Annotated in this window: 14 protein-coding genes and 1 pseudogene; 10 read left to right on the top strand and 5 right to left on the bottom strand. The window is 37.0% G+C overall.

Annotated elements, in window-relative coordinates:
- Positions 1–2: 2 nt before the first annotated feature.
- Positions 3–1,283, bottom strand: a complete 1,281-nt coding sequence (locus tag PL_RS17750; RefSeq protein ID WP_041886486.1) for an acetyl-CoA C-acetyltransferase — start codon at positions 1,281–1,283, stop codon at positions 3–5.
- Between the two features lie 30 nt (positions 1,284–1,313).
- Entirely contained in the window at positions 1,314–2,369 is a 1,056-nt protein-coding gene (locus PL_RS17745; RefSeq protein WP_041886485.1) for an alpha-L-fucosidase, read from the bottom strand.
- A gap of 561 nt (positions 2,370–2,930) precedes the next feature.
- Here PL_RS17745 and PL_RS17740 point away from each other — a divergent pair.
- Positions 2,931–4,445, top strand: coding sequence for a hypothetical protein (locus tag PL_RS17740; RefSeq protein WP_041886484.1), 1,515 nt, complete (start codon positions 2,931–2,933; stop codon positions 4,443–4,445).
- Positions 4,446–4,544: 99 nt separating this feature from the next.
- Here the strand turns inward: PL_RS17740 and PL_RS17735 are convergent, their stop codons facing one another.
- The 3 genes from PL_RS17735 to PL_RS17725 form a co-directional block, all read right to left on the bottom strand.
- Entirely contained in the window at positions 4,545–5,519 is a 975-nt protein-coding gene (locus PL_RS17735) for a hypothetical protein (RefSeq protein ID WP_041886482.1), read from the bottom strand.
- Positions 5,520–5,696: 177 nt separating this feature from the next.
- Entirely contained in the window at positions 5,697–6,800 is a 1,104-nt protein-coding gene (locus PL_RS17730) for an AAA family ATPase (protein ID WP_041886478.1), read from the bottom strand.
- On the bottom strand, positions 6,787–7,374 hold the full coding sequence (locus PL_RS17725; protein ID WP_235324685.1) for an RNA ligase family protein: 588 nt from the start codon (positions 7,372–7,374) through the stop codon (positions 6,787–6,789). Before PL_RS17725 ends, PL_RS17730 begins: the two co-directional genes overlap by 14 nt.
- Positions 7,375–7,948: 574 nt before the next feature.
- Here PL_RS17725 and PL_RS17720 point away from each other — a divergent pair.
- From PL_RS17720 to PL_RS17680, 9 genes and pseudogenes are all read left to right on the top strand, one after another.
- Complete coding sequence (locus PL_RS17720) at positions 7,949–8,743, top strand: Fic family protein (protein ID WP_235324682.1); 795 nt, start codon at positions 7,949–7,951, stop codon at positions 8,741–8,743.
- 782 nt (positions 8,744–9,525) lie between these two features.
- Positions 9,526–10,332 (top strand): type IV toxin-antitoxin system AbiEi family antitoxin domain-containing protein, encoded by an 807-nt coding sequence (locus PL_RS17715; RefSeq protein ID WP_052496596.1) that lies wholly within the window; start codon positions 9,526–9,528, stop codon positions 10,330–10,332.
- A pseudogene (locus PL_RS17710) lies at positions 10,329–11,111 on the top strand (nucleotidyl transferase AbiEii/AbiGii toxin family protein). The gene PL_RS17715 and the pseudogene PL_RS17710 overlap by 4 nt, the downstream one beginning before the upstream one ends.
- A gap of 71 nt (positions 11,112–11,182) precedes the next feature.
- Complete coding sequence (locus tag PL_RS17705) at positions 11,183–13,642, top strand: type I restriction-modification system subunit M (RefSeq protein ID WP_348620014.1); 2,460 nt, start codon at positions 11,183–11,185, stop codon at positions 13,640–13,642.
- A complete protein-coding gene (locus PL_RS17700) occupies positions 13,636–14,844 on the top strand; it encodes a restriction endonuclease subunit S (protein WP_041886476.1) in 1,209 nt (402 codons plus the stop codon). The genes PL_RS17705 and PL_RS17700 overlap by 7 nt, the downstream gene beginning before the upstream one ends.
- Before the next feature lie 17 nt (positions 14,845–14,861).
- The gene (locus PL_RS17695; protein ID WP_041886473.1) at positions 14,862–16,817 is read left to right on the top strand and encodes a DUF262 domain-containing protein; all 1,956 of its coding nucleotides are present in this window, start codon (positions 14,862–14,864) and stop codon (positions 16,815–16,817) included.
- Positions 16,818–17,231 (top strand): hypothetical protein, encoded by a 414-nt coding sequence (locus PL_RS17690; RefSeq protein WP_041886471.1) that lies wholly within the window; start codon positions 16,818–16,820, stop codon positions 17,229–17,231. It abuts the gene before it with no gap.
- On the top strand, positions 17,228–20,752 hold the full coding sequence (locus PL_RS17685; RefSeq protein WP_348620012.1) for a type I restriction endonuclease subunit R: 3,525 nt from the start codon (positions 17,228–17,230) through the stop codon (positions 20,750–20,752). Before PL_RS17690 ends, PL_RS17685 begins: the two co-directional genes overlap by 4 nt.
- Positions 20,752–21,468: a M48 family metallopeptidase gene (locus tag PL_RS17680; RefSeq protein ID WP_348620010.1), complete on the top strand. Its 717-nt coding sequence runs from the start codon at positions 20,752–20,754 to the stop codon at positions 21,466–21,468. The genes PL_RS17685 and PL_RS17680 overlap by 1 nt, the downstream gene beginning before the upstream one ends.
- Positions 21,469–21,767: the final 299 nt, after the last annotated feature.

The raw sequence follows: 21,767 nt of genomic DNA, 5'->3' as shown, positions 1-21,767 counted from the left end.
GTTTATCTTTCTAAAATTACTGTAGCACCCATACCGCCCGCTGCACATACAGAAAGAAAACCTCTGCCACTACCTTTTTCGGCTAATAATTTAGCCAGTGTGGCCAGGACACGTCCGCCGGTAGCAGCAAATGGGTGCCCGGTGGCGATGCTGCTTCCGTTTACATTTAATTTATTTGCATCAATTTTGCCGAAAGCTTCACTGAATCCGAATTCTCGGATTAATTCAGGACTTTCCCATATTTTAAGAATAGCCAGTACCTGTGCAGCAAAAGCTTCATGGATTTCATAAAAATCAAAATCCTGTAAAGTCAGCTCTGCTTTTTTCAGCATATCAGCCGCTGCGTAAACCGGCGCTAACAACAGGTTTTGCTTTTGCTTCAGATATTCAATACCAGTAACTTCTGCAAAAGTGATATAAGCCAGAACCGGCAATCCACGCTCGGCAGCCCATTCTTCGCTGGCCAGCAAAAGACAGGATGCCCCATCAGTAAGGGGAGAGGAATTACCTGCGGTAAGCGATCCATCCTGTTTATCAAAGGCAGGTTTTAATTTTGCCAGTTTTTCCAGGCTGGTATCTCTGCGCATATTGTTATCCAGGGCTAAACCCAGATAAGGACTTAGCATATCATCAAAAAAGCCACGGTCGTAGGCCAGAGCTAGTTTTTGATGGCTTTTTAAAGCAAACAGATCCTGCTCTTCTCTTGAAATATGATAGTATTTAGCAGTCAGTTCCGTATGTTCCCCCATAGATAAGCCTGTACCGGGTTCCATATTCATTGGCGCAACCGGAGTAAAATCCTTAAATCTGATTTTAGAAAACTCGGTTAATCTTTGTCCGAATGTTTTTGCCCGGCGCGCTGCCAGCAGTATTTTACGCAGTTTTTCTCCTAATACCAGCGGCGCATCACTGGCAGAATCAACCCCGCCGGCTATACCCGCATCAATCTGACCCAGCGCAATTTTATTGGCAATGTAAATTGCCGTTTCTATACCTGTATTACATGCCTGCTGAAGATCACATGCCGGCGTTCGCTGATCAAGCGAAGAATCCATCACACATTCCCTGGTTAAATTCAGCTGGGTACTGTGTTTAATCACGGCACCACCGGCGACCTCTCCTATCAGCTGCCCCTGTAAATGATACCTTTCGATCAAACCATTCAGTGCAGCAGTAAACATATCCTTGTTACTCGCCTGAGTATAAAAAGTATTGTGACGTGCAAATGGAATGCGATTGTATCCCACTATCGCGACTTTCCTTGATTGATGATTTCCCAGCATATCCTGATTTCGGGTTATTGAATAATAAATTTACTGATTATCATTCTGCAATCGTTTTTTTATTGCTGTTAATATTTCAATATCCTTTTGTCTGATCTTACCATCTCTGCCCGGCGGAGTATTCAGAATCAGGATATTATCCTGGGCGGTTGCTCTTTTATAATCTGCAACCAGTTGAGTAATTGATTTGAACACGGTATCTTTTGTATTATAAAACCATTTCTCACTGATACATACAGTAGACTCCCAGGGCATGTAATATTGTTTCCCTTCATGAGTAAATATTTTAGGGTCAGGACTGGCCGGCAAATAAGGGTCTCCGAGTCTGAAATCACCCGGGAAATAACGTATCGGATAACCTTCTTTCTGCTGCTCTGGTAAAACCAGATGCTGATCAGAATTTCCCGGAGCACCAATTGACCAGTTAATACCGATCTGACACTGCGGTTCTCTAACCTTAATTGCCTGATAAATATCCTGAACCGGCCATCTGGAATTCTGCTTTTCCCATCCGCCGTCAAACCAGAACTCAACTATTCTGGTCTTATTCTGCTGAGCAATATCAATCAGCTCATTAAGCTGTCCCAGCATAAATTTATTATAAGCCTGGTCTGAAGCTGCATTTTTAGTGTCCGGATTCTGATGTCTGTCCCATAATGAATAGTAGATCCCCAAACCAATATTATACTTGTTACATGCTTTTGCAACGGCTTCTATAACATTGGTCTTGTTTCCGGAGTTAGCCACATCATACTCCGTATATTTGCTATCCCATAAACAAAAGCCATCGTGATGCTTGGTGACCAGTATCACATACTTCATCCCTGCATCTTTCGCTGTTTTAACCCATTGTTCTGCATCAATAGCTGTCGGTTGATAGGAAGATGCCGGTAAACTGCCATCAGACCATTCTACATCGTTAAATGTATTAATGCTGAAGTGTATGAACATGCCGTATTTGCGTTTTATCTGTTCCAGCTGATATTTACCAGGTTTTAAAGATGCAACTGGCATCAGGGCCTGTTCCTGTGCAGATAACGTGCCCGATAAAATACTGGCAAGAATGATCAATACTATTTTTTTCATAGGTATATAATTGTTTTTTAATGGAGATGAAGCTATCATGTACTACCTGGTTTCTGTTCATTCCGGTTTATACACCGCTGCACATGATGGTTTCATTGGTCTGATTTTGTGTGTTATACGTGGTAGAAAGATGCCTTAAAAATTTCTTAAAACAAAGCGACATTTTAAATTGCAGGAAAAGAGCTGATCATGATCTTCAAAAAGATCTTTTATGATCTCCCGGAAGATCGAAAAATACAGTTTACTGATGTCAGGAAACTCATCGTGGCGAAAAAGCAATAATATTTCCAATAGAAAGACCTTTAACAATCACAAGAGAACATTCCTTTTATTTATAAAGCAACAAAACAACAAACACCAGCATAAATAACTGATAATAAGACATGTTAAACAATTAAATTATTAAGTGTATCTGGCACAATAAGGCATTTATATTATCTCATAAAGAAAAATAGATTCCAAATAAATAACAAAATCAAATTTATCTCGAAATTGTTACAATTAAACTTGCGATTATTATTTGCAATGTTATTTTTGATATTAACTTAAAAACCTAACCCTATGAAACAACATTTATCAACAGATGACAAAAATTTGTCATCTGGAAAGAAATTGTACAATTTCTTCAAAAAGAGCACTGCTGCCGGTTTATTTCTATTAACCGCTTTTTCTTCCTGTAAGAAATCAGAGAATGAAATTCCGCAATCCGGTAATCAGTCATTAAGTAATTCGAAAATTACTCAGGTTAACCTGGAACGTAATGCCAACCCGAGCCTGAGTAAACCAATTACCATTGGCTACTATCCCAGCTGGACTGAAGGATGGCTGAATGAGGATGGCAAAAGTGCTTTTACAACATTACCAACTGCGGTAACTCACGTATTTTTTGCTTTTGCGAAACCTAACCTGAAATACATAAAAGGCTCTTATGACATCTCTACAGCTAATACCGGGTTAGAATGTTATCAGGCAACGCAAGGAGGGCTGATGTTAAAACGTGCAGTTGGAATCCTGAAACAACGTGGTATTACAGTGATTTTATCTTTAGGCGGCGAAACCTACTGGAGGGCCCAGGAAAACTTCAACGATATTAACTACCAGCAGATCAAAGATCTGGTAGATGATATTGGCTTTGGAGGTATTGACTGGGACTTTGAGCCCAACGGCAGCTTCAGCGAATCAGGAAATGCAGCCAATGTAGCCTATCTGACCAGATTCATTACCGAATCCAGAAAACTAATGCCAAAATCTGCAGGATACATTATCGCGACAGCCCCGGTAGGATCAGGAGCAATGGGTGGATTAAACAATGATGACGCTGCCTCTCCATTTGCCTACAGCAAACGCAACACAGTAACCGGAGAATCAGACAGTTACCTGTACAGCGCTACCGATGGCACAAAAAGCATTAGCTTATTTGGCTTCAGTTCAACTGGTGCTATGATACCGGTAATCAAAGCTGCCGGGGATAAGCTGGATATTATTGCTTATCAGGCTTATAATATAGGTGCAGCGCCTAACCGTAAACTCATGTACGATTCTTATGCTTATTATGCTAACATTTATGGCTTCCAGCTGGCACATGGTACGCATGTACCAAACGAACCATGGGGACCATATTTTGAGCATACTCCTCAGTTCGAAGCTGATTTGGCAAAATATATTCATGATGGGGGTACACAAAGCAGAGCTGGTAAGAATGATGGTATTATGATCTGGAACCTGAATCTGTTATCTGCTAAAGGAACCAATTATACTGGTGTAACTTATCTGAATGTAGCTAAAAAAGTATTAAACGGACAAACTACGACTGCAGCTTTGGCAAACGCTTTTGATTACAAAAACGAGATACCGGTTATTCCTACCGATCCAACCAATCCGACTAACCCGACCAATCCAGGTACCGGAGGTTGTGGAATAGCTGCTTATAATGCAGCGATACCTTATCCGACAACTGGTACAAAAGTTTTTTACAATAAGAAAATATACAAGAATAAGTGGTATGTGAATCCAAACGAATTACCTGAAGCCAACCAATGGGGCCCATGGGAGTTTGTGGAGAACTGCGCTAGTTAATATAAATAACAACTAACCCACCTATTCAGGTGGGTTAGTTGTTATTTATATTGTTCAGCTTATATTTTGAAAAATCTTAACTCCAAAACCTTAAGGAGGTTAGTTTGGTGAGTATGGATTACCAAAATTGTTAATTTCCAGTCCTAATACATAACCAGCTGTTCCATTTATTTGATGCTGCACCGCATTTTTATTAAAATTATAGACTTTCATAACAGTGGATCCATTAATATGCATTAATACATTGCCTTCTCGTAAGTAAAGCCTATTTGTAGTAATATCACGCCTGAAGTCACAATCCGGAGTCAGATCCTTGCCTCTTTTTACCTGTAAATAACTTTCATCGGGCAAATAAATACGTGAAATAAGACCATTTTGATTAAATATTCCATTATAAGTATCTTGGCTCTGAATATATCTTGCTTCGCCTTCAAGCATAAAAAACACTTTTTTGGAATCTAGCATATGTATAAACTGACCATTAAATGCCTCCTTTAATGGTTGTGGCCATTGATTAGGATTGGGATCCGGTTTTATTCTGTCAATGAGGTAAAAAGCAATTCTCTTATAAACAAAACCATATTTCCCATCCCCCAATTCATCTTTATTTCTGGTATAATAAAAAGAGTTTGAATTGGTCTTTTGTCTATAATATTCATAGACAGGAAAACTTCCATTATCAGTCGGACTGGCAGTTGGCCCCATCTCTTCTATTTTTTCGTTTGCATTGATATCCACTGCATTTTCAAGCGTAGAGAGAACGTAGATTCCTGTAGCCTTATTACGCCACATCGTAAGCTTTGGCCCACTCCCTCCGGTGTAACCTACAATATTTTGCCTGGTAAAAGACTGAAAATACGGTTGATTTGGAAGATTTTCTTTTGTGGAGAAATAATGCCTATCTATCAATGAACTATAAAAACAAAATACCGGATCAATTGCTTTTACAGCGGCGGGGTTAACTTTATTGGTATTAGTTAACAAATTTTTATCAGTCTTTGGGTCAAGATTATCTGACTTTGCACACCCTAAGAAGCAAATACTGATAAATAATAAAAATAATTTTCCTTTCATTATATTAATATTTAATTAGTTAAAGGGCAAATATACCATTAATTCACATAAGTGTGAATTAATGCGTCAAAATAAAAGGATATGAAAACCCAAAATCAGAGAGCAGGTAACGAAATGGAAATTAATGTAAATAATAACTAACCTACCTGAATAGCTGGGTTAGTTATTATTGGTATATCAGCTATAAAATACATGATGTGCCTCCCATAAGGCCGGAACTTCCAGTTTATGAATTAATCTATCTAAAACTGCATCAGGGACTCGTGCATCTCTGTTTCTGTTCTGAACATATAACTGCTGAAAGGGCACTTCAAGATAAACGATATTTACAGTCGCCTTATAGCTGACAAAAAGATCAATCAGCTGTCCTCTCATCTGCCGGGTAACATTGGTAGCATTCCATACAAATCCTTGTTTTTTACGCAAAAATATTCTTGCCTGCTCCTTTGCCTCCTGAATAACCTGTCCATTACCGCTTTTATCAGTAGGTCTGATACCTTTTTCATTTCTGATATGATCTAAAGAGATTACCGGCATATCGCTATAGTACTTTTTTATAAAAGTATCTTTCCCCGCCCCCGGTAAGCCACTCATTAAAATAACCTGAAATGAAGGTAATTCAAATGGAACATAATCAAGATAGGACGACTCATGAGATAAATAATACATTTTCGCTTCAGAATTAACGAAATTACGGGGAGAATCCCAGCAATCATATTCCCTGCAATAGGCTTCGAAACAGTCAATACGATATAACATTTCCTCCTGATCATTGCAAAGCCGGCCAAGCATATCAGCCCTGGCCAGCAGTACCAGCCATTGCAGATTAACCTCCATACTCACTTTGATCAGAGACTTAAGCGGATCTGGTTTTTCAAATATCCATAATGGCAGTCCATGATACCGTACAAGTCCCGCAATCTGTTCCCTGATTTCCAGGGAGGGGGCAGATTCGTGCTGATATAATATCTGTCTTGCAGTCATCGCTCCTTTACGGGCATGTCCGGGAGAAGCTATACGCCCATCCTCTTCAATGTTTGTAGTACTGTATTTTTCTACATCGTGCAGCAATGCCGCAGCCCATAAGATCTCCTGTTCCTGAACATTCAGCTTTTTAAAAGCGTCTTCCTGAATTAAAGCATTCAATACCATCTGCGTATGTACGGCAACATCTCCTTCTGCATGATAAAAAGCATCCTGAGGTACTTCTTTCATTCTCGCTACCCAATCAAATTTACTCTCCAGCTTAGCCCATTCTTTATTTTGACTAATAGTCCACATAACTGCCTCCTTCATTTAAACGGGCACGTTTCCAGTTGCGGGTCCAGTGCTGATCTGTTTTAACGTGTCCTTTTCTTACATATTTAAATACATTATTACTGAAATCAGTGCAGTCATATCCATCTGCATTCCGGGTTACAATACCTTCCATGGTTACCGGTAAATCCGTCAGGGCATCATAGGGAGCCAGAGTCCCCGGTCCGGATACAATAGATAAAACTTCCTTTTCAAATAAGTCTTGTTTTTCAGGTGTTTGAAAAACAGCAATTTCCGGCACCACTGGTAAATCCAGTATCGCTGCATAGAATTTAGTTTCTTCCCAGCTTAGCCAACGGTTATCCTGACGGATTCCAAACACGTAAAAATGGCTCTCCAGATTTTTATAGGCTATAGAATGAATAGCGTAAAGATTTTCCAGAAAAATTTCCAGTGATCCAAGATCTTTTTTGACCAGTTGCCAGAATTGTCTCAGACTTGCAGTCCATGGAGATACTGCAGGCGCCGCATGAGACCTGGCAAATACACCGTATTTTGATAAGCAGTTATTTTCACCGTCGAGCTTTTCCGTATGTATAAGTTTGGGTATTTTTTGAAGTTGTTCCCAATAGTCTGCATTATCCTGTCATCACTGGTTGTTCCAGGAGAAAACGGATAATGATATGTACGCCCATATTTTTGAGAAATAGACATATTATTATAATTAAATTAAAAGAAATAGAGTATTATTCTCCCCTGAAAAGGGAAGACCATTTGGCATTAATATGTATTATGGGATTACATGGCTCAAAGGATATACTGTTTCGATAATCTGTTGCAAAGCTAATAAAAGCTTTTATAATAAAGAATTCCCCGTATGGTCATACTGTTGGACTGGTCCGGTCAGAGGCTTTTAAGCAAATCATATGGCATAAAAAAAGGAAATGACCTTTAACGATCATTTCCTTATGTAGGTCGAGCTGCAATATGTCGAACTTTTATGAGCATTGCGAATGCTATGGCCAATTTTGAAAAGACGATAAATAGTAAAGCTGATTGACAGTATAGGAAGAAGAAACAATAGAAATTAAATACGGCAATGCGGAGAAAAGCAGTCTTTATATCCGCATGTTTTGCGGATAATAACTTTGAAAATGCGGAGAATATAAAATATGTATATCTATCAAAGACTGGGCTGGCCTCAGTTCACATGGGATGACAGTAAAATAACACCATTATTGACCAATGCACGCCATAATCAGGGGCGTATGCTTAGCAAGATGGAAGCTCTTGGTTTTGGCCTTCGTGAAGAAGCGAGTCTGCAAACACTGACTCAGGATGTAGTCAAAACAAGCGAGATCGAAGTAGAGGTACTTGATGTAGACCAGGTACGGTCTTCCATCGCACATAGATTGGGTATGGAGATTGCGGGACTGATTGCCTCGGATAGGCATGTGGATGGTGTTGTCGAAATGATGCTTGATACTACCCAACGATGTAATGCGCTGTTAAGCGATGATCGCTTATTTGAGTGGCACAGTTCTCTTTTCCCGACAGGACGAAGTGGTATGCATAAAATTGTTGTCGGTAATTGGCGCAACAATAGTAAGGCTGACCCTATGCAGGTTGTCTCTGGGGCAATGGGACGGAAAATCGTCCATTTTCAAGCACCGGATTCTGAAATAATAGCGCAAGAGATGGCAGGCTTTATTGAATGGTTTAATTCAAGCAATAATATTGACCCTGTATTAAAAGCCGGAATCGCACATTTATGGTTTGTGACTCTTCACCCATTCGATGATGGTAACGGTCTTATTGCCCGTGCAATTGCAGATATGCAATTAACCTTAGCTGACCATACAGCTCAACGGTTTTACAGCATGTCCGCTCAAATACGCCTGGAGCGCAAGAGGTACTATGATGTTTTGGAGCAGACTCAGAAAGGGACGTTGGATATCACCGAATGACTGAGCTGGTTCCTTAACTGCTATGAACGTGCCTTCTCAAACACAGACGAGACGACAGGAAAAGTACTGCGTAAGGCAAAGTTTTGGGAAAGCCCCCAACTGCTATCCATCAATGAGCGGCAACGCCTCATGCTGAATAAATTACTTGAAGGATTTGAAGGCAAACTGACCTCCTCCAAATGGGCGAAGATTGCCAAATGCTCACAGGACACGGCTACCCGTGACATACAGAACCTAGTTGAACGGGGTGTAATGCTGAAAGAAAAAGGCGGAGGACGCAGCACTAGCTATCTTTTGAACATCTGAGAGGTTAAATCAATTACATGCTTAACAACGAAAAAATTCTTTGCACTCCACAATAGTTGGCACAGACCCTTTTTTAATGATTGTCGAACACGATTTGACTTAGTTGTAACAGTTTGGGCCATAGATTCTTATTGGCATAAAAAAAGGAAACAACCTGTATATGTTGTTTCCTTCAGTAGCCCGTAGGGGAATCGAACATTGCCCGTAACCCACTGTCTACCAACCACTTTATTTCTAAATTAAACCCTGCGCCACGAATGACGCAAATGCCAATTTAGCTGCTAATAAGAACCTTTTTGCATTATCTAAGCTATTGCCTGCTCAAAATCTTCACATCTTGTTTAAGAACTTTTGCATTTCCATGTCAACACAAAGATAAGAAATTGAATAAATAATTAGTAATTACCTGAATAATTTTTAAGTTTACATCTGCAAAAAGGGATATACAGCATCCCTTTAATCAAACAAAAACTTAAATGATAGGCCAATACGGTTATCTAGAGGATTTTATAAACGAACTACGTTCTAATGGAAGGTACGCCTTTTCATTGCCAGAAGTACGAAGTCGATTTGAACAATCTGATGAAGCGATCAAGAAAGCGCTACAACGTCTTAAAAAGAAGAAGGAAATTGCCTTAGTTAGAAATGAATTCTATGTAATAATTACACCGGAGTACAGGAGTAAAGGAATACTTCCTCCCTCCTTATTTATTTCAGAATTGATGAAATTTTTAGAGAGAGATTATTATGTAGGTCTGTTAAATGCAGCTACCTATTATGGTGCCGCACATCAGCAACCACAATCTTTTTCTGTAATCACAATGAAGCCGAGTTTAAGGAATGTTAATAGCGATACCTTAAAAATAAACTTCTATATAAAAAAGGAATGGGAGAAAATGGATGTAGTCCAAAAGAAAGTTGATACAGGGTATATAAACGTATCATCACCAGAATTGACCGCATTGGACTTGGTAAATTATTTTGATCAGGCAGGTGGCCTTAATAGAGTAGCAACAGTGTTAGAAGAACTCTGTGAGAGCATAGATGCTAATAAAATGCTTGATTTAGCAAAACGATATTCTCCTATAACTGCAGTTCAGCGTTTAGGTTTTTTACTTGAGGATATTTTGAATAGGCGAGACTTAAGTGACCCCATAAAAGACTACTTAAAAACTGTGAATTATTTCCCGGTTTTATTAAGACCACAAAAGGAAAAGCCTGAGATGATAACTGGTAATGATTGGAAAGTTGTGCAAAATATAGAAATAGAAACTGATTTATGATTCCTCAAGCATATATAACTGCATGGCGTAAAAAAGCTCCCTGGCAGGAAGATTTTCAGGTAGAACAAGACCTGGTAATTGAGCGGGCATTAATGGCAATCTACAGTGATCAGTATTTAAAAGAAAGATTGGCTTTTCGGGGAGGGACCGCTTTACACAAATTGTATCTGTCACCAGCTGCAAGGTATTCTGAAGATATAGATTTAGTACAAATTACAGCAGAACCATTCGGACCAATTATGGATAAGCTTCGTGAGGTATTATCTTTTTTGGGTGATAAACCAATACGAAAACAGAAACAACATAATAACACAATGGTATATCGCTTTGACTCTGAAGGGGGGATACCACTAAGATTGAAAGTCGAAGTGAATTGTCGGGAACATCATACCATTTACGGTATCCAGGACGTAAAGTACGCCATGGAATCCGAATAGTACACTGGAGAGGTTTTAATACCATCTTATCAGTTGGCAGAGTTATTAGGCACCAAGATGCGTGCCCTCTACCAGAGAAGAAAAGGAAGAGACTTATTTGATATGTGGTTTGCTCTGAAACAAGGCAATGTTGATCCAAATGCAATTATTGAAGCATGGAACTTTTACATGAAGGAAGAAGACAATAGTGTAACACAGAAAGAATTTCTGGAAAACATGGAAAAGAAAATATTAGATCAGGATTTCTTAGGAGATATGGTTGGTCTATTAAGACCTGGTTTATCTTATAAGATTACTGAGGCTTATGAAGATGTAAAAATAAAGTTGCTGGAAAAAATATAAAGCAGTGTAAGCTAAAAAAACAAGATCAATCTCACTTATATATCTATTAGTAGATATAAAATAAATTATAAATGGCAATCAAAAAATCTGAATTATACAGTTCCCTTTGGGCAAGTTGTGATGAACTTAGAGGAAGCATGGATGCAAGCCAATACAAAGATTATGTATTGGTATTGTTGTTTATGAAATATGTTTCTGACAAGAAAGACCCCCTGGTTGAATTGAAAGAAGGAACAACTTTCTACGATATGCTTAAATATCGTGGCAAAGACGATATAGGAAATAAAATCAATATTGTAATTGGTGAGTTTGCAAAAAATAATGGGTTGACTGGTATTATTACAGAAGCAGATTTTAATGATGACGCAAAACTGGGAAGCGGCAAAGACAAGATTGATTTACTAACTAATCTCTTAAATATTTTCAATAAGCCAGAACTTGACTTTAGCAAGAACAGAGCAGAAGGTGACGATTTATTGGGTGATGCTTACGAATATTTAATGCGGCACTTTGCAACCGAAAGCGGAAAAAGCAAAGGGCAATTTTACACACCTTCCGAAGTTTCAAGAATTATGGCAAAGGTGATAGGCATTAGCAAATCTACCAGCCAATCACAATCTTTATACGACCCTACAAGTGGGTCAGGTTCTTTGTTGCTTAAAGCAGCGGACGAAGCACCTCATGGCATTACTATTTACGGCCAAGAGTTTGACAATGCTACAAGGGCATTGGCAGTAATGAATATGTGGCTACATAATTTTGCAGATGCTGAAATCATTCAGGCAAATACAATGTCATCAGAAGCCAAACAGCAATTTACGAATGACAGTACTGGAGAGTTAAAACAATTTGATTATGCAGTCGCAAATCCACCATTCAGTTATAAAAAATGGATGAATGGCTTAGACCCGAAGAATGACATTTACAAACGCTTTGAGGGCTACGATGCCATACCACCAAAAAAGAATGGTGATTTTGCTTTTTTACTGCACCTGATTAAATCGCTTAAATCAAAAGGAAAGGCATGTATTGTTTTGCCTTTAGGTATTTTGTTTCGTGGCAATGCAGAGGCAGACATTCGCAAAAAAATAGTTCAAAAAGGCTACATCAAAAGTATAATTGGCTTGCCACCCAACTTGTTTTATGGAACCGGCATTGCCGCCAGTTTAATAATGATTGACAAAGAAGATGCTGATAAGAGAGAAAGCATTTTTATAATAGATGCCAGTAAAGGCTTTATGAAAGACGGCAACAAAAATCGACTTCGTGAGCAAGACATTCATAAAATTGTGGACACTTTCATCAATGGCATTGAAACACCGAAATATTCAAGGATTATTCCTATTTCTGAAATTGCCGACCCTAAAAACGATTACAACTTAAATATTCCACGATACATTGATAGCCAGGAAGCAGAAGACATACAGGATATTGAAGCACATTTATTAGGCGGTATCCCAAAAAGAGATATTGAGGCATTGGATAACTACTGGAAAGTATATCCTAAAATGAAAAGCCATTTATACAAAGCCATTGATAAGCGACCAAACTTTTACCAACTCAATATTGCCAACGAAGAAATTAAGAGCACCATTTTCAACCACCCTGAATTTACTGTATTTGGCAAGCAGATGAATGAGGTATTTACCAATTGGGAAAACGAAACCATCACCTACTGCAAAGCATTAGATAAGGGTTTGCGGCCTAAGCAGGAAATACACAAAATTTCAGAGAATTTGTTGAAGCATTACAACAACAAACAACTGACCGATAAATACGCCATGTATCAACACATAATGGACTATTGGGCTGCAACCATGCAAGATGATTTGTACGAACTTGCAGCCGATGGATGGAAAGCAGGTAATGAAGTAAAACGAATAGAAAAGAAAATCAAAAAAGGCGATAAAGAAATAGTAAAACAAGTGGCAGGTATTGAAGGCTTGGAAGGCAGATTGATACCACCAACATTGATGATACAGGAATATTTTGCCAAAGAACAAAAAGTCATTGATGATTTGGGAACACAAGCTGAAACCCTATTGGCTAAGATGGAAGAATTAAGAGACGAACAAGGTGGTGAAGATGGCTTGCTTACTAATGCAATGGACGATAAAGGAAAGATAAGTAAAACAAATTTAGCCAAAGCCATAAAGGATGTAGGCAAACGCAATGATGATAATGCAGAGGAATTTGATATGCTGGCTGCCTATAAAAAACTAATGGACGATGAAGCTGCATTGCAAACAAAAATTAAAACCGCTAAAGCTGCATTGGAAAAATTAGTAATTGCCCAATATCCAAAATTGAGTATTGATGAAATAAAAAAAGTGTTGATTGAAAAGAAATGGATGTTTGACATGGAGCAAAAAATAAATAATGAAATGGACAACATCAGCCACAGATTAACCCAACGCATTATGGAATTGGCAGACCGTTACGAAACACCAATGCCACAATTAAACAAAGATGTTGCAGCCCTCTCGACCAAAGTAGATAATCATTTAAAACAAATGAATTACAAATGGTAGAAGGATATAAAAATACAGATGCTGGAATTATTCCGATTGATTGGAATTCACCCGTACTTTCAGAAATATCAGATTTTGAGAATGGCAAAGCCCATGAACAGTTTATTGATGATAAAGGCGATTTCATTGTAGTCAATTCAAAGTTTATTTCTCAAGATGGAAGAGTGGCAAAATATTCCAAAGCAAATCTAAGCCCCTTGGCAAAAGGTGATATAGCTATTGTAATGAGTGACATTCCTAATGGTAAAGCATTAGCAAAATGTTTTTCAGTAGATAAAGAAAATCGCTACACATTAAATCAGCGTATAGGTTGCATAAAACCATTTGAACAAATTGATAACGACTATTTGTTTTACAAGCTGAATAGAGACAAATACTTTTTAGCGTTTGATAGCGGTTCGGGGCAAACCAATTTAAAGAAGAGTGAAATATTAGCTTGTCCTGTTGCATTACCTCCAACTAAAGTCGAGCAAACAGCAATAGCAACAGCCATTAAAGATGTGGACAAACTCATTAACCAATTAGAGAGACTGCTTACAAAAAAGCGAAATATCAAAACAGGTGCAATGCAGGAGTTGCTAAAACCGCAACCAGATTGGAAAGAAAATACTTTGGGAGAAACTGCAACGCTGAAAGCAAGAATTGGTTGGCAAGGTTTAACTACTGCTGAATACAGAAAACAAGGTAAATATTTTCTAATTACTGGAACAGAATTCAAAAATGGATTTATTGATTGGGGCAGTTGTTTTTATGTTGATCAAGAAAGATACAAGCAGGATAAAAATATTCAGGTTAAAGTGCATGACGTTTTAGTTACAAAAGACGGAACAATAGGAAAGATTGCTTTAATTAAGTCGGTCCCAAAGCCAGCAACATTGAATAGTGGTGTGTTTGTTATCAGACCAATTGCTAATTCATTTCATCCAGAGTTTTTCTACTATCTATTGTTATCGGAAATCTTTTCAATATTCCTTTCACAATTAAGTGCAGGTTCAACTATTAATCACTTGTATCAGAAAGACTTTGTAACATTCAAATATTTTATACCAAAAACGATTGACGAGCAAAACCACATTGCTAAAATTCTTTCTGATATGGATAATGAAATTGAAGAGTTAGATGTGCAATTGACGAAATATAAAAGGATGAAACTGGGCATAATGCAAAGTTTGTTAACTGGAAAAATTCGCTTAAAAAAATAAAATAATAAACCATACAAATGGCAAGACTAATAGAAGTAGAAGAAAGAGACATCAATTATATTTTTGGCAAACCAAAGCCATATAGCTTAGATGTGTACCAAAGAGACTACCGCTGGAGTGATGAAAAGGAATACAAAATTGTAACCCAGCTATTGATTGATATTGAACTAAGGTTTGAGAATAATATCAAATTCAATAAACGCAACCAGTCGGCAGAGCTTCCAAATATTCTAAAAGATGTTGAGGAAAACTTCAAACCCTATTTCCTCAATACCATTATGCTCAATGAGCAAAGTGGTAACATTTATATTGTAGATGGCCAACAGCGTTTAACCACTATTTTATTGCTACTTATTAAACTTTATCACCTGGGCATTGATAAAGGAGCAGCAGTATTAAACGTAAAGAAATTTATTGGCGAAAAAATATACGAGGAAGATATGGCAAGTGTAAAGCACTTCAAAATATCAAACCCAGATAGAAACACTATCATCCGCAAAATATTTGAATTAGAGACAATCAACGATACCGACATTACTAACATAACACAGCTCAACCTAAGAGATAACTACACCATCATTTCCAAATACTTTGATAGCTACTTTTTTGATAAGAACAATGTTTTTAATGCCGATAAATACAACTACTACGTTTACAATTTGCTTCAAAAAGTGCTGATTATTGAGCAGGTAATTAAGCATAAGGAAGATGTGGCAATGATCTTTGAAACAGCCAACGACCGAGGTAAAGAATTAGAGCCACACGAAGTATTGAAAGGTATGTTGTTAGGCGTTTTAGATACCAGTGTAAAGGAGGAATGCAATACCATTTGGAACGAAGGTTTAAAAACCTTTTTCAGTATTGATGAAAACTATAAAAATGTAGATGATTTTTTCAGAACATACTTTAGGGCTAAGTATGCCGATACGGCTTTTCAATATCAACAATTCGCAAACAAATACCACCGCAACCTTTTGAGTAATGATAAAATCATAAAGGATTTAGACCGAAGCAATCCTGCTAAAATTGAGAAGTTTATTAAAAACGATTTTGTTTATTTCTATAAGCTGTATTTAGAAGTATCGGCACATGCCAAAGAAGGTACTAACATTTATATTTCATCAAACTATGCCAACGAACAGGGGCAACAATTTCTTTTAATATTATCAGCGTTAACTTTAAAAGACACGGAACATAATGCTAAAATAAATTTAGTAGCACAAAAGTTTGACCAGCTATTTACCATTTCAAGTTTAATTGGTGCAGGTGATAACAACGACAGGCAGAAATTATTTTACGAGTTAAACAAGTCTATTCGCAATAAACGCCTTGCAGAGATTAATGATGCTTTTGATAATATCACTATTCCATATTTTAATGAACATGGTTTTCCTATAGTAGTGTTTAATGACATTTTCCAGTACAAATACTTTGAGAAAGCAAAAATTGAAGGTCGTTTTTCAAAATACGTTTTATCAAGGGTTGACAGATATTTAGCCGATTTACTAAACGAACAGTCATTTTCAAAACAAGAAAGTTTGCATTTTATTACTCATAGTGGCAACAGACCAACTCATGGTTTTCATATTGAACACATGTTTTCTAACAATGAGAAAATAATGGAACAGTTTACGGATGCCGGTGGAGAGTTTGACGAGAAATTATTTATTGATGAAAGAAATAGATTAGGTGCAGTTATATTGATGAAGGGTAACGAAAACATAAGAACAAGCAATTGGGTATATAAGAAAAAATTAAAGTCCTATCAAAACAGCGGTTTTATCTGGAATAGAATTTTGACAAATTCAATTAATCCAGCTTCCTTAAATAATTGCACCGATGAAATAAAGCAATATTTCAAAGTATATGAACCAGACGAAGAAGGACTTTTGATTAGGGATGCAATAAGTGAAAGACAGGAATTACTTTTTAGAATAATTACAAAAATTTATTCCAACGAAATTACAGCATAAATGGCAAGTATTGACACCACATATTTTGAAAACTTAGCAGCCACCGGCATCACTTGTCCGCATGAAGATGCTTTTGTGCCTGATGGTTCAAAAACGTATTTTCGAGTGCTTAAATCTAGTGTGATTAATTCTGAATGTTTTTTGCCAACAGCAATAAAAACAGATAAGCCATTGCCCGATGAATTTGATGATTGCATTGGTAAATCAGTTTCTATTTACGATAGTTTGGAAGGAATGATAAATGGCTTTTTCAAACTGCCACATAACAGAGGGAAGAAAAAACATATTGGGATCTTACAACTGAAATCAAATGATGGAATGTTGAAACAAACATTTAGGAAAAGTCATCATTCATGGTGGCGTTCACAGGCATTTGATATTGCCACGGTAGCCATTAAAGAAATTGAATTATGAAATTAGCTTACATTAAAATTTTGTATTACTACGAAGTGCCTACAGTTATATTCTGTCAGGACGATAGACAAAATAATTTCATATTCATTTTGATGAATGACGAAACCTACGAATACATTGGCAAAAAAGTAAACGTTGAGGACGTATGTCTTTTTTTGGAAGGGAAAATGGACTTGAAACCCATTTACGAAAACAGGGATACCAATTTATATACAGGGAAATATAAGAAGAATGAATTTTACGCAACACTTTATCAAGGACAATACAGTGAAGATTTATTACCTGCCGATGGCTTGATGTTGATTGGTGTAGAAAATGAGTTAGCAGCTTCACTGAAAAAAGAAATAATAAACAGAATGATGAATGGCTCTTCTAAATCAAATGTGGGAAAGCTGGAAAGGGAAACACAAAACCGTGTTATAAACCTTATGCAAAAAGAGTTGAACTACCGCTATCTTGGAAATTGGGAAGAACGAGATAACAATAGCAATGTAGAAGAAGAAATTTTATCAACTTGGTTACTCAACAAAAAGCAATACAATCAGAACCTTGTTACCAAAGCCATTTTTGAATTTACAAAAGTTACTAACGACCAAAGCAAATCATTGTATGATGTAAACAAAGAAGTGTATAGTATGCTTCGCTATGGTGTAACTGTGCAGCCCGAAATAGGACAGAACAAACAAACAATTTGGTTGATTGATTGGGAAAACCCTTTGGAAAATGATTTTGCTATAGCTGAAGAAGTAACCATAAAAGGCATTCATAAAAAACGACCAGATATTGTATTGTATGTAAATGGCATTGCATTAGGCATATTAGAATTAAAGCGAAGTACAGTTTCCATTGCAGAGGGCATCAGGCAAAATTTAGACAATCAAAAGCACATTTTCATTAAGCAATTTTTTAGCACAGTACAGTATGTGATGGCTGGGAACGATATAGAAGGACTTGCCTATGGTGCAATTGAAACCAAAGAGAAATACTTTTTGAAATGGAAAGAAGTTAGCGAGGACAGCAATAAAGACCATCCTTATTTGTTAGAGCTTACAAAGCCTATTCGTAGCAGAGCAGCTAAGTACAATTATCCATTGGATAAAAACGTAGTGGAGTTATTGCACAAAGAACGTTTCATTGAGTTGTTACATGATTTTATTGTATTTGACAGAGGTATAAAAAAACATACCCGACCCAATCAGTACTTTGGAATAAAGGCAGCACAGGATTTTGTAAAAAGAAAAGAAGGTGGCATTATTTGGCATACACAAGGCAGCGGTAAGAGTTTAACAATGGTGTGGCTCACCAAATGGATTAGAGAGTTTAACGATAACGCAAGGGTGCTAATCATTACCGACCGTGAGGAATTAGACGAACAAATAGAAAAGGTTTATAAAGGTGTTCAGGAAGATATTTACAGAACCACAAGTGGTAAGGATTTATTAAGCAAACTGAATGATACTTCACCCTGGTTGATTTGTTCACTCATCCATAAGTTCGGAGGGAAAGAAAATGCAGATGAACAAGACATCGAAAAGTTTTTACAAGACTTAAAAAATAGTATTCCGACTGACTACAAAGCCAAAGGCGATATTTATGTGTTTGTGGATGAGTGCCACAGAACACAATCGGGCAAACTGCATAACGCAATGAAGCAATTTATCCCCAATGCCTTATTCATAGGTTTTACAGGAACACCTTTATTAAAAAGCGACAAAACAACCAGTCAGGAAATATTTGGCAGATACATTCATACATACAAATTCAATGAAGCTGTTTATGATAAAGTGGTATTGGATTTACGTTACGAAGCACGAGATATAGAACAAAACATTTCATCACCTGATAAAATAGACGAATGGTTTGAATTAAAAACGAGAGGGCTAACAGACTTTGCAAAAGCAGAATTAAAGCAACGCTGGGGAACACTTAAAAAAGTGTTCAGTTCCAAATCACGGTTAGAAAAAATTGTGTTGGACATAGTGATGGATATGGAGAAGAAAGAAAGGTTGCAAAACGGGAGAGGCAATGCAATGTTAGTCTCAGACAGCATTTACAATGCTTGTAGATATTTTGAATTGTTTCAAAATGCAGGTTTGAAAAATGCAGCCATTGTAACATCATTTGTTCCCAATTCTGCTGATATAAAAGGCGAAGGAGATAACTACACAGAAAAATTACAGCGGTTTGATATTTACAGAAAGATGCTAGCAAGTTATTTCAATGAAGATCCAGACACAGCAATAAATAAGGTTGAGCAGTTTGAAACAGAAGTAAAGAAAAAGTTTGTAGAAGAACCGGCACAAATGAAATTGCTGATTGTTGTAAACAAATTGCTTACAGGTTTTGATGCACCAAGTGCAACTTATTTATACATTGACAAAAAACTAAGAGACCATAATTTATTTCAGGCAGTATGTAGGGTTAACCGTTTAGATGGTGATGATAAAGATTATGGTTACATCATTGATTACATGGACTTGTTCAAGAGTTTAGAACAGGCATTTAATGACTATACAAAAGAGGCATTTAGCGGCTATGAGAAAGATGATATTGAAGGCTTATTAAAGGATCGATTGCAAAAAGGCAAAGAACGTTTAGATGAAGCCTTAGAAACAATTAAAGCGTTGTGTGAAGCTGTAGAACCACCAAAAGACACATTAACCCATATTCGCTATTTCTGTGGTAAAAATACCGAAAACCCCGATGAACTTAAAGATACTGAACCAAGACGGGTAGCCTTATACAAATTGACCATTGCACTCATTAGGGCTTATGCCAATATAGCCGATGAAATGAAAGAAGCAGGTTACACCGAAAAAGAAATAGAACAAATAAAAGCCGACATCAAACATTTTGAAAATGTGCGTAAGGAAATTCAGTTAGCCAGTGGCGACTATATTGATTTGAAGCAATACGAGCCAGCTATGAGGCATTTAATTGACAGCTACATAGGAGCAGATGAAAGTAGGATGCTTGCCAATTTTGACGACATGAGTTTGGTAGAATTATTGGTTGAAAAAGGGCAAGAAGCACTTAAAGATTTACCAAAAAGCATAAGAGATAATCCTGATGCAATGGCAGAAGCTATTGAAAACAATTTGCGTAAGGTAATCATTGAAGAAAGTCCGGCTAACCCAATGTATTATGAGAAAATGAGTGTTTTATTGGATGAACTGATAAAGTTGCGTAAAGAAGCCACATTAGAATATGAAAAATACTTGAATGAGATTATTGCCCTTTCTGGCAAAGTTAAAAAGCCAAATACAACATCGGATTACCCTACATCAATAAACACAAATGCAAAAAGGGCTTTGTTTGATAACCTGGGGCGAAATGAAGCAATGGCAGTAAAATTGGATAACAAAATATTGACAACAAAAAAAGACGGATGGAGAGATAATATTCAGAAATCAAAGGCAGTTAGAAATGCCATTACAGAGGTTCTGAAATCTTATTCAATAACAGACGACAACGAAATACACAGAATTTTTGACCTTGTAAAAAACCAACGAGAATATTAATGGAGCATATTACAATCAGCAATATTAAAATTGATGTAGTTCGTAAAGACATAAAGAACATACATCTTGCCGTTTATCCACCAACAGGTAGGGTTCGTATTGCTGCACCATTAAAAGTAAATGAAGATGCAATTAGATTATTTGCAGTTGCAAAATTAAGTTGGATAAAAAGAAATCAAAGAAAGTTTGAAGGTCAGCAAAGAATTTCACAGCGAGAATACAAACAGAGAGAAAGCCATTATTTTCAGGGAAGACGATATTTATTAAACATCACAGAAACTGAAGGAGTGCCAAAGGTTATTTTAAAAAGTAAAAAATATATCGAACTGTTCGTAAGACCAGAAACGTCAGTTGAGAAAAGGCATGAAATAATGACCGAATGGTATCGGGTTCAATTGAAAAAAGAAATCCCTGTAATCATAGAAAAGTGGGAGGATATTTTAAAGGTCAAAGTATCAGATTGGCAAGTAAAACAGATGAAAACTAAATGGGGTTCATGCAACATCGAGAAAAAGAAAATTTGGGTAAACCTTGAATTGGCAAAGAAACCTGAACATTGTTTGGAATACATCATTGTTCACGAAATGGTCCATCTTTTAGAAAGGCATCATAATGAAAGATTTTTTTACTACATGGATGCATATTTACCAACTTGGAGACAATTAAAAGCGGCATTGAATAAACTACCTGTTAGTCATGCAGATTGGAATTACTAGAGCTAGTTATCCTATGTCGAACGCGCAGTTTTGAGCAGCCAACGTTACAATCTTAGCAAAATATTTCCTCAGCACATCTGCCAATGGCTCCGACGAATAGTTCAGCAAATTTAATATCCCTGTTAGCTCAGCAGGAATATTTCAAGTGATTGTATCTATAGTTCTATCAAATCTTGTTTTCGAGAGTTATAAATTGACGATTAATATCAAAAAGCAGTTAACATCAATAGATTGCATAAAATTACGCAATCTATTGATTCTTCAATCTAGCAAATATCTTATTTATTTAAGAACCGTTG

This window comes from Pedobacter lusitanus (genome assembly GCF_040026395.1).
GTDB classification, from domain to species: Bacteria; Bacteroidota; Bacteroidia; order Sphingobacteriales; family Sphingobacteriaceae; genus Pedobacter; species Pedobacter lusitanus.
This window is presented reverse-complemented; position numbering and strand designations above follow the sequence as displayed.

Bases quoted from the DNA above. Each gene is read 5' to 3' on its own strand.
- PL_RS17685 (WP_348620012.1), top strand. From the start codon at position 17,228: ATGAAATTAGCTTACATTAAAATTTTGTATTACTACGAAGTGCCTACA.
- PL_RS17745 (WP_041886485.1), bottom strand. From the start codon at position 2,369: ATGAAAAAAATAGTATTGATCATTCTTGCCAGTATTTTATCGGGCACG.
- PL_RS17740 (WP_041886484.1), top strand. From the start codon at position 2,931: ATGAAACAACATTTATCAACAGATGACAAAAATTTGTCATCTGGAAAG.
- PL_RS17700 (WP_041886476.1), top strand. From the start codon at position 13,636: ATGGTAGAAGGATATAAAAATACAGATGCTGGAATTATTCCGATTGAT.
- PL_RS17720 (WP_235324682.1), top strand. From the start codon at position 7,949: ATGTATATCTATCAAAGACTGGGCTGGCCTCAGTTCACATGGGATGAC.
- PL_RS17690 (WP_041886471.1), top strand. From the start codon at position 16,818: ATGGCAAGTATTGACACCACATATTTTGAAAACTTAGCAGCCACCGGC.
- PL_RS17715 (WP_052496596.1), top strand. From the start codon at position 9,526: ATGATAGGCCAATACGGTTATCTAGAGGATTTTATAAACGAACTACGT.
- PL_RS17750 (WP_041886486.1), bottom strand. From the start codon at position 1,283: ATGCTGGGAAATCATCAATCAAGGAAAGTCGCGATAGTGGGATACAAT.
- PL_RS17705 (WP_348620014.1), top strand. From the start codon at position 11,183: ATGGCAATCAAAAAATCTGAATTATACAGTTCCCTTTGGGCAAGTTGT.
- PL_RS17695 (WP_041886473.1), top strand. From the start codon at position 14,862: ATGGCAAGACTAATAGAAGTAGAAGAAAGAGACATCAATTATATTTTT.
- PL_RS17735 (WP_041886482.1), bottom strand. From the start codon at position 5,519: ATGAAAGGAAAATTATTTTTATTATTTATCAGTATTTGCTTCTTAGGG.
- PL_RS17680 (WP_348620010.1), top strand. From the start codon at position 20,752: ATGGAGCATATTACAATCAGCAATATTAAAATTGATGTAGTTCGTAAA.
- PL_RS17730 (WP_041886478.1), bottom strand. From the start codon at position 6,800: ATGTGGACTATTAGTCAAAATAAAGAATGGGCTAAGCTGGAGAGTAAA.